We start from the raw sequence: 10,021 nt of genomic DNA, 5'->3' as shown, positions 1-10,021 counted from the left end.
TCTGCCGCATGGACGACTTCCGTGCCGAATTGCAGCGTCCCCTTGCCGCCGGATTCGGTGTCTTTAATCACTTGCACGCGCTGACCAGCGACGATGATGTCCCACTCTTCACTTTTCGCTGTCGGGACGAATTCACGCAGTTCTTGCATGCGCTGTTCTTTGGACAACAGCACTTGCTGGATCAAATAGTTGGTCAAGGCCATATTTTTCACGCCCGCCGCCAAGATCGTCAATACGTTATGCGGCTTGATCGAGGTGAACAGGTCGAGCATCGATCCGTTTTTCAAAAATTTCGGCGAAAAACCAGCAAACGGCCCAAACAGCAGCATTTTTTGATTGTCGATGAACCGCGTGTCCAAGTGCGGCACCGACATCGGCGGCGCGCCGACTTTCGCTTTGCCGTACACTTTCGCATGGTGCTTTTCCACAACCTCCGGGTTGTTGCACACCATAAACAACCCGCTCACCGGGAAACCGCCAATCCCTTTCCCTTCTGGAATGCCGGATTTTTGCAACAAGTGGAGGCTGCCTCCCCCGGCGCCGATGAAGACGAACTTGGCCGCATGGCGCTCAACGGTGCCAGTGTCCAAATTCCGCACGTTCAGCTCCCACGAACCATCGCTTGTCCGTTTCATATCCTCGACGTGATGGCGGTAGTGGATCTCGACGCCCTTCCGCTTTAAATGCTCAAACAGTTGGCGCGTCAACGCCCCGAAGTTCACGTCCGTTCCCGATTCAATCCGCGTCGCCGCGATCGGTTCCTTCACAACCCGACCTTCCATGATGAGCGGCACCCATTCGGCCAACTTTTTCGGATCATCGGAAAATTCCATCCCTTTAAACAGCGGATTGGCCGCCATCGTTTCGTGCCGCTTTTTCAAAAACGCCACATTGTCTTCCCCTTGCACCAAACTCATATGCGGCAGCGGTCGAATGAACTCTTTTGGATTCTTGAGCACCCCGCTGTTCACTAAATGAGCCCAAAACTGCAAGGAAACGTAAAATTGTTCATTGATTTTGATGGCTTTGCCGATGTCAATCGACCCATCGGCCTTCTCAACCGTATAGTTCAACTCACACAGCGCCGCATGCCCCGTCCCGGCATTGTTCCACTCGTTGGAGCTTTCCGCTCCTGCCTCTTCCAGTCTTTCAAAGACGACAATGTCCCACTCTGGCGCCAATTCCTTCAAGAGCGTCCCCAACGTCGCGCTCATAATGCCAGCGCCGATTAAAATGACATCCGTTTTTCCTTGTTTGTTGCCCATGTTTACCATCCCTATCCATGAATAGTTGTAAAAGAGCATCGAGCGAGCGCTCGAAATGATTCCACCGATACCCCTTTTGTTTTTGAGGGCGATTACAAAATTTATTATAACACAATTGATTAATAGTATGTCACTATTATCGATTTTAACAAAAATATACTAATATAATTCAATGCACCGTTGCATATTCATGACATCAACACGACCATCCGCAATCGCCCTTCACAATAATTTTACAAAATCGTTGAATATTTCGCCACCATCTCGAGAAAAAACGCAGAGATTTTTCAAGAAGACTGATGAAAAACAAACGAAATCATTTCATAGCAGCAAAAAAGACGGCTCCATGCCGCCAAAGCGTCATATAAGCCATCTACACCCGAAACATTCCAAGGTGACATCCATCGTATTAGGCAATCGTTTTTTCAATTTCTCTAACAAATGGCTCGTGCGAAGTATTCTCTAAAAAATCTTCGAATATTTCATCAAGTTGCAAGTTGAGATCTTCATTGACCTCATTCCCGTCCTCGTCATAAATCTCAAAGTGGCTGTACTTCCATTGATCAAATGTTTCCCTAAGCAAGTCACAGTATGTCACCCAACGCTTTCCATAGTTAGACATATACGTCGGCACCCATCGATCAATGTAAACGTTGTTTAACAACTCATCTAACGGAGAACAATAAAATCGCGAGCCCTTACTTCTCCCCAGCGATCGGACAAGCTCGGCGAACTCTTCCTTCTTCATTTTCCTCACTTCACCGGAATAGTCATAGCTGATCTTGCCGTTGTATGGATTGATGAATGGTTCAGCGGTGTATATCCATTGGTGCGGTATATGCGTTTGAATCACTTCCATGAGCATTCGGGCAATGAGTTGCGGGATATCACGGAAATCCAACTTTTCTCTTCCTCCCTCACAAGAAGATGCGAAACAACACCGTCTTTCATCCCGCAATGGAAACCGTAGGATGAAAGGCGGCCAAATTTCGTAATCAAGCAAGGCGCTTCCGCGGTCACGGTCTTCACAAACGCAGCGGCCCTTCGGCATCCTTAGGCCATGCCGTCCATACGACGATCAATTGGCCGCTTGTCGTCACCAACCTTCTTATTCCCCATGGCCATCCCCTTGTTTTTTATTTCCCTACTCTTCAAGCAATCCCCGAACATCTTCCTCTAGAAGATCCACCAACCAAGCAATGTCTTCCACCGTCATTCCTTTGCGCTCCATGTTACGAATCAGCTGTTTCATTCCTTGTTGAATTCCACGTTCCATCCCTTCTTCCAACCCCTCCTTCCTTCCCTTTTGCTCATAGGAAATGATCAGCCCCAACACGTTCTCTTTTTCTTTCGTTTCCATCGCCTTCACTTCTCTTTGCAGTTGTTGCTCTTCCTCCTCCGACAACTTCACATACGTTTCAAAAAAGCCCAAGAGCAGCCGCTGCCTCGCTTCATCCAGCTCCAATCGCACCAACATGCGCAAAAACTCTTTTTTCAACTCGACTTTCTCACTTTCAGTATACCCCATTTTGCCAAGCAGCGCAGCCGCAATCGGATTGTCATGCCGAATAGAATCCCGCCAATGTTTCTTGCGCAGCTCCATCGGGAAAAAGCGGAACTGCAGCACCTCGCCAAAGGGAAACTCAATCGAAAACACGGACGGTTCATCACGGAGGGCATCATGGCTGAAGACGGCAATGGGAACAATGCGGATGCGGTATTTTTCAAACAAACGGCTGAAATAGACAAACATGCGCTCCGGAAAGGACGACTGCACGCAGCTTTGATTCTCCACATGAACGATGATCAGTCCATCTTCCCCTTTCAGCTTCGTCTCGACCGACAGATCAACGCGGTATTTTTCTCCTGCGGTCACATCAGTGAACAGTTCTTCGGACAAAAAGGACAAATGGCGGAAATCGATATGCTCGTGCATGTCGGGGAAAAAGAGGAAGAAAAACTCTTCGAAGAACGTCTGGATCAGCTCTTTGAACAATCGGTCATGGTCAATGGCCATCCGATCACCTCACGATGAAGATGTTCACCAACTATCATTCGTGAGCACGAGGCGAAAATCCTGCATGTACGATATAAAAAATGGAGAGCCAGGAAAAAAGCTCTCCGTTTTGTGCTTGCTCCCCGTCATACAAACGGCAGCGAACGCGAGTGAAAAACACTCAGTTGAAAAAGGCTGCTTCAAAAAGTTATGTCATCATCACCTTTTGAGACCGCCCTTCAGTAAGTACATCGCCACGACCAGCGTTTGCTTTTACTTTCTTAGAACGGCCGGCGGGTATTTCAGCTCAGGATGCAACGTTTCAAACACATCAGCAACATTTAATATCGTTCCTTCCCCAAAGGCTGGGCCGATGATTTGCATCCCTACAGGAAGTCCTTGAACAAAACCACATGGCACCGTTACAACAGGCAAGCCCGTCAAGTTAAACGGTCCTGTAAAACGGATGATATGGTCAAGAAAGTTTACTTCCTCTCCATTGATCCATACCGTATCCTGCCCGATTTTGGGAGGGAGAAACGGAATGGTTGGGGTGATCAAAACATCTACCTTATTGAATATTTCCATGAACTCGTGATCCAATTTCAAACGAATTTGTTGCGCTTCCAAGTAGTCTACAGCGGAAGGGAGTTCTCCAAGCTTTAAAGGGAAACGGACATCATCGCCAAAATCTTCTTCCCTTTCTACTAAATGATTGTGATGAATAGCGCTGGCTTCTGAAAGAATCGTGATCATTTCCGCATACTGCGCATATTGCAATGTTGGAATTCGCACGGTTTCTACAACAGCACCTTCGCGTTCCAAAGAAGCAATCGCCTGTTTAACCGCTCTTTCGACTCCTTCATCCACATGATCAAAGAAGTACGGTTCTATGCCAATTTTTACACCTTTAACAGACTCCATGAATTGTGTGGAATAACTCGTTGCAGGGGCATCGGTGGAAGTAGGATCTTTTGGGTCGTATCCTGCCATGGCTTCTAAAATATAGGCAGCGTCCCTCGCCGTTTTCGCCATCGGACCGATATGGTCCAACGACCATGCAAGCGGGAAACAACCATATTTGCTTACTAGTCCATAGGTGGGCTTTAAACCGACAATGCCGCAAAACGAAGAAGGAATTCGAATCGAACCACCGGTATCTGTTCCTAGGGAAGCAATCGTCATATGCGCCGCCGTTGCGACCCCCGATCCTCCGCTTGAGCCTCCGGGAATGCGTTCAGGATCCCAAGGATTTCGGGCAGGTCCGAAATGAGGATTATTGTTCGTTGCTCCCCAAGCATACTCATGCAAGTTTGTTTTTCCAGGAAACACTGCTCCCGCTTCCGTCAACTTCTCGATTACTGTCGCACTGTAAGTTGGCCGGAAGTTTCGGTGAATTTTTGACCCCATCGTTGTTGTTTCATTAGCTACGTAAAGAATATCTTTGATTGCTATAGGGATGCCATGTAGCGGGCCGCGGTAATTTCCAGATCGGAAGTGATACAATCGAAGCGTTATATCAACACTCGATTAGTACAGGAACCCTTGCCAATATGGTGAAACGAGGACGCGAAGCGCTGGAATCAAATATGGACATCATCGAAGACGCCTTACTTGAATCCAACATCCTGCATGTCGATGAAACGAGTTTGCGCATCAATGGGAAACTCGCATGGGTGCATGTCGCGTGTACATCGAGATATACATACTTGGCTCCTCACGCTTCTCGTGGAAAAAAAGCGACCGATGATATCGGGATTCTTCCCCGATATGAAGGGACGATGATGCACGATGCGTTCGGTACGTATCCGAAATACACACATGCCACCCATGCCCTTTGTCATGCCCACCATTTGCGTGAGTTAAAAGGATTCATCGAACAAGGGCATACGTGGGCGATGCGCATGACCACGTTTCTGTTAGCCGCCAAGCAAGCCGTCAAAGCCCATCACGGTGCACTTTCCGAAGAAGAAGCGAGACGGTGGGAACGAGTGTATGATCGCATCCTAGAAAGAGCACAACACCGATTGGAAGCGAAGACGCCTCTTCCGAAAAAAGCACTCGCTTTTGTTCGACGCCTTCAAAAACGAAAGGAAGAAGCGCTGCGTTTCTTACGTGAAGTACATGTTCCCTTTGATAACAACCAAGCCGAACGCGATCTTCGCATGGTCAAAGTCAAAGAGAACATCTCGGGTACATTTCGTGACGAAACGTTCGCGCAGTCGTTTTGCATCGCAAGAAGCATCGTTTCCACACTGACGAAACACCAAAAAAACGTGTGGGACTCGTTGTGTCTTCTGTTGGCAGGCGAAACGATCGATCGAGTTCTTTCCGCTACCTAGGGCATTTTCTATGACCGAAATGCCCTATTTGTGCTGGGCTTTTTTATACACTAGCACTGGGGTGAATAGTTACTGTAATTTTAAGACGTTTCATGTCCTTTCCGCTCCTTTTACACATGAGTATTTAGGAGCAGTATAACCATGTAAAAAGGTGTTCATACAGAAGTCATGGTTTTAAGGTGCATGTATATAGAATACCGCAGCATTCGAACAGCGGTTTTGCTGTATATGTTGTTCCGTCTGCTTTTGCTTCGTTCGAATCATTTGTGCGTGCCAATTTTTCATTTCTTTTTCTTGCTTTTTGTCTTTGACAAGTGCTGTTTCTATTCAAACATATAATGTAGTTAAGCAAGCTACAGAACTACCCATCCTTCATTTATAATACGTCTCGCAGCATTTCTTATCCCATTATAACTAATTCTCCCATTACCAAAAAAAGGAGTGGAAAGCATCAAAATAGATCTTTCATTGCTAAAAGTAATTTTATAAAGTGTATATTGCTCATGTTGAAAATTCCAAGTACTAACCATTTCAATCGTCGAAGAGAAATAGTTTAGCATCATTTCAGTGAGCGTTCGATCATAAGATACGAGGAGCTTTACATTTTGATTTTCAATAATTGTTTTACGAATAAGGGAAAGTCTGTTGTTGGCTACTTCATCATAATAATCATTTACAGAATTCCAAATAGATTCATAAGGTTTTATGCTTTTTTTAGACGGCTTGGGCAATGGCATCATTTCGCCAAGAAAATGATTGGAACTTTCTCTCCCTAATTGCTTAGTATAAAAAATGTAATCGTTAATATTTTCAACAGTTGCGTCCCTTCCTTCGATCTCCAAAATAAAAGCCGCTATATAGCGCCAAACATTAGGACCTGTCCATGATGATAACGATATATTGTACAAATCTTCCCAAACATGCCGAAAATCCATTTGAAGATGAAACTTTGAGCGAATCTCTAAACTTTGTTCAAGTGTTTTCGTACGGTGTCTCCATATTTCTGCCCCGCCTTCTTCAACCCCAATAAACCAAACCGGTGCATTGACATTTCCGTAGCCAAGCCAATTATACAAACATGAACGAACCAATCTCTCAAAAGAAGTCGAGGTTTCCTGCCTTATTTCGTTACTGTCATGGTTCAAATTTTCGCCAGTTTGTATCATTTCAGCCCTTTTCCCTGACATAGACATCATGGCAATCTCAATCAATTCCCTTAACTGTTGATCAGAAAAATTTTCAATCTTTATCCATCCTCGCGGATCAACGTTATATCCTTTTTTCTTTATGATTTCACTATCCATATACTTGGCATTTACATATCCATTTCCACTAGGGTATAATTCCCTAGCTAATATTTTCCCTCTTTGCAAGCTTTCTGGATAAACATAATTTACCCGATTGTTACTTATAGGCTTTTCTTGTAATTGCTTAAATGACCGAAAAATAGCTTTCTTATGCTCAAAGCTCAGCATGTTCATTCCTCTCCCCCCATATCTTTAATACGATGCTCCTTGGCCAGCGATTCCCGATTCACGGGAAAAAAGCAGGGCTTGCCATATCTTCGCCGTAAGCAGTGTGAAATGGCAATTATACTCTATCGTGTTCATTTTAAAACTCCCAAATAACTAAATTCTTTTGTACCAGGCAGTTTTCTGCAATAACCGTTTTCTCTTTCGCCGTTTCTTCATTTATCCAACTCCGCTAGACGGAATATTGCCATCCGAATAGACAATTTCTATCTTGATCCCCCACGCACCGCCCTCCTCAGTCTGTCAACTGTTTTCATTTCCCTAATTCCAGTTTATCTGTCACAAACGCTTCAACTCACCAAACACCCTATCCTTAATGTTCGTTGATGTAATGGATAATAAATCAATTTCCTTTGAAATAACTTCTTGAATTTTACCATATTTTTCTGAAGTTTTTTCATCATTTGGAACAGTTCTAAACATTCCGTTTTCAAGTTCATGATCAGTAAAGTTATCGCCATCGTATAAAGGCCAATAGAAAAACCAATGTTCAGAAACGCTCGGCGGTTTATCCCAATGTTCAAGGGTTGAATACATGTATTTACACAACGTCATCCTTGGTTCTTCTTCAAATGAGATTTCAACTGCATAGATTGGGTCGTTTTTCAACCCATTCCCCGACTGACAAGGAGGGGCGGAATCTCTCTGATATAGCTTGATAAAAGATTGAATGAACCAGCCTCGATACTCTCGGTCCGATTTCCAACGCAAAAATTGCGGGATCACCGGAACAAATCCACATTCGACCGATTGACGGTCCATTTCCGCCAACAGTTTATCGACACTCTCGTACGTTTTTCGCACAACCTCAAAAGCGTTTTTTATGTTTTCTTGTACGCTAACAGAATTCATAATACCCCTCCTTTTCAATACGGTTGGCACTTAAATGAAAAAACTGTTCATCCATATAAAAATGAAAATAGAAGCAACGATCAACTAAAGGGTGGGCAAGGTTTTGAAAGCTTTGAAAACGATCAAATCCCTTTTTTTTCAATAAAGCCACCAAATCTCTCAGCATTAACCTTTCAAACTCATTCCATGTTTCACTTTTTTGCACGTACACCATTTGATGGAGCACTTCTTGCCACGATAAATACCCGAAATGAACACCGCTTGGCAGTTTTCTGTCTTCCATCACCTTTTTAGCCATCATATTCACTTCTGGTTCCGTTCCTAATAAGAGCAAGAACTTTGGCGTTTGTCCTTTACCGTTTAATAAATCGCTTGCTTCTCGCTCCAATTGATCATCTGATGATAAAGGGCTATGATATTTCACTTCGATTCCTATGGTCAAATGATCCAATTCCAGCAAAACATCGATTTCGCTTCTTTCCCCCTTGACCCAAAAATTAACTTTATCCCCTATAAATTCGTCTTTTTGCGCCGCCAAACCGTTTATGAACACCGTTTGATCAGTTTGAGAAAAAAATACGGCCTTGCTGAAAATCGGCTGAATCCCTTTGTGAAAAGGGAGATAACGCAACGTGCCAAATACGTTCGCTGTCAACTGATCCTCAAGCCGCTCGCTTAAATTCGAACCGTCTGAAGATATTTTTCCATGTATTTCCGCTAACAAACTTTCTCCCCCTGGTCTCCATTCATACATCATCACTTACTGATTCCATTCTGAATAATCGGCGCGCAAATAAATTTTATAGTCGCTTATTTTCAAATTGTATTCTTTATAAAAGCTTAATGACTAAATTTCGGAATCCGTTGCTGCTCATGAGCACTCCAACAAAACCATCTCTCATAAAAAGCGGCTTCCACCACCAAATTTCTTTATCCTTTGAGCGTAATATCATCATCCAATATATGTGGAAGCGATTGTTTTATTTTTCCTCCCTTTCGATTCTCGACAAACCATTGATATCCTTTATCGCCGCCTTTAGCAGTTCTAGGATAGGAAATATTTTTTGGTTCATCACCAAAAGATGTACGTGACTTTTAAAGGCAAACATGATAGCAATGTTGCTCAAAGAGATGTGTGGTATAAAAAGGAAAAATGCTGTTTTCGTTTTTATCATGGTCATCTTTCTTTGCCAAGTACATTTTGTGGTGAAGAGTCATTTTTCTCTTAAAATGGAAAGGATTTTGTTAAATCAGTCTTCTCTTGTGGAGAAATGTGACCGATTTGCTCTTGGAAGCCGTTTTTCACCGACCTTCTAACCTTTTGGGAAATTAGCGTTTCATGATGATAATTTTTTGCCTTGATTTTTCAGCTGCTTCCCGATCCGATAACTTCACCTGTTTAGTGCAACATACACAGATCTGCCGAGAATTTGGCTTAGGCCAACTTGACATGGATTGGGGGCGTGATAGATTTTTAGGGATAGCCAGCCCTTGATATTGCCAGTTTTTCCATCACGTCCTCAAAGATTCCATGTCATGTTGTCATTCTCTGCGCTTTCCCTTGCAAAATTCTCCACTTTTTCTTTGCAAAAAGCAGTTTTTTCTCTGAGCGGCCTCCTCTTGACTGGAAATCGAGGAGGGCCGCTGCTTTGTTTGAGTATGCCCAAATTGATGGAAGGCGTATGTCTAATTTTGTATAATCAACCCTCATGTAAATTCATGTTATTGATTTTGCTCATCCACAGTTAATTTTGTAATTTTGCTAAAATCGAGACTTTCATCAGCTCTTCGTTTTCCTTTTATAAAAGTCACATTGTAATAAAAGTCTTCAAGCGGAATAAATAAGCCATTGTCTTCAGCAAATCCCTTTAGATCTTTATGTGTTCCATGTTCCCACGATATTACTTCCACATTAAAACCCATATTCTTGATTAGTTCCAAATCATTTAAGAATCCTTGACCCAACTTCTTCCCGGCTCCATCACCTGTCAACACAACAAATGTGTGATCATGTCCATTATTTTTTGCAGCTTC

General features: G+C 43.6%; 7 protein-coding genes and 2 pseudogenes. 1 reads left to right on the top strand and 8 read right to left on the bottom strand.

What is annotated here, in order from left to right; translation table 11 throughout:
* The 4 genes and pseudogenes from mqo to BRO54_RS17905 form a co-directional block, all read right to left on the bottom strand.
* A partial coding sequence (mqo, locus tag BRO54_RS17920) for a malate dehydrogenase (quinone) (protein ID WP_193408815.1) occupies positions 1-1,274 on the bottom strand: 1,274 nt, incomplete at its 3' end.
* A 400-nt stretch (positions 1,275-1,674) separates the two neighbouring features.
* The gene (locus tag BRO54_RS17915) at positions 1,675-2,166 is read right to left on the bottom strand and encodes a hypothetical protein (protein WP_014195573.1); all 492 of its coding nucleotides are present in this window, start codon (positions 2,164-2,166) and stop codon (positions 1,675-1,677) included.
* A 243-nt stretch (positions 2,167-2,409) separates the two neighbouring features.
* On the bottom strand, positions 2,410-3,282 hold the full coding sequence (locus BRO54_RS17910) for an Rpn family recombination-promoting nuclease/putative transposase (protein WP_074044784.1): 873 nt from the start codon (positions 3,280-3,282) through the stop codon (positions 2,410-2,412).
* 252 nt (positions 3,283-3,534) lie between these two features.
* A pseudogene (locus BRO54_RS17905) lies at positions 3,535-4,752 on the bottom strand (amidase); the annotation flags it as partial.
* A gap of 5 nt (positions 4,753-4,757) precedes the next feature.
* Between BRO54_RS17905 and tnpC the strand changes: the two are divergent.
* A pseudogene (gene tnpC, locus BRO54_RS17900) lies at positions 4,758-5,603 on the top strand (IS66 family transposase); the annotation flags it as partial.
* Between the two features lie 353 nt (positions 5,604-5,956).
* On the opposite strand, the gene BRO54_RS17895 reads toward tnpC, so the two are convergent.
* The 4 genes from BRO54_RS17895 to BRO54_RS19905 all read right to left on the bottom strand — a co-directional run.
* Positions 5,957-7,084, bottom strand: coding sequence for a hypothetical protein (locus tag BRO54_RS17895; protein WP_074044783.1), 1,128 nt, complete (start codon positions 7,082-7,084; stop codon positions 5,957-5,959).
* Between the two features lie 330 nt (positions 7,085-7,414).
* Positions 7,415-7,987: a hypothetical protein gene (locus BRO54_RS17890; protein WP_074044782.1), complete on the bottom strand. Its 573-nt coding sequence runs from the start codon at positions 7,985-7,987 to the stop codon at positions 7,415-7,417.
* Positions 7,974-8,744 (bottom strand): hypothetical protein, encoded by a 771-nt coding sequence (locus tag BRO54_RS17885; RefSeq protein WP_239691294.1) that lies wholly within the window; start codon positions 8,742-8,744, stop codon positions 7,974-7,976. The genes BRO54_RS17890 and BRO54_RS17885 overlap by 14 nt, the downstream gene beginning before the upstream one ends.
* A 965-nt stretch (positions 8,745-9,709) precedes the next feature.
* Positions 9,710-10,021: NYN domain-containing protein (locus BRO54_RS19905; protein WP_161496666.1), on the bottom strand; the 312-nt coding region annotated here is incomplete at its 5' end.

This window comes from Geobacillus proteiniphilus (genome assembly GCF_001908025.1).
Lineage (GTDB): Bacteria > Bacillota > Bacilli > Bacillales > Anoxybacillaceae > Geobacillus > Geobacillus proteiniphilus.
Note: the sequence above shows the minus strand (reverse complement) of the source record. Positions and strands in the feature narration are given on the sequence as shown.

Bases quoted from the DNA above. Each gene is read 5' to 3' on its own strand.
- BRO54_RS17910 (WP_074044784.1), bottom strand. From the start codon at position 3,282: ATGGCCATTGACCATGACCGATTGTTCAAAGAGCTGATCCAGACGTTC.
- BRO54_RS17895 (WP_074044783.1), bottom strand. From the start codon at position 7,084: ATGAACATGCTGAGCTTTGAGCATAAGAAAGCTATTTTTCGGTCATTT.
- BRO54_RS17890 (WP_074044782.1), bottom strand. From the start codon at position 7,987: ATGAATTCTGTTAGCGTACAAGAAAACATAAAAAACGCTTTTGAGGTT.
- BRO54_RS17885 (WP_239691294.1), bottom strand. From the start codon at position 8,744: ATGATGTATGAATGGAGACCAGGGGGAGAAAGTTTGTTAGCGGAAATA.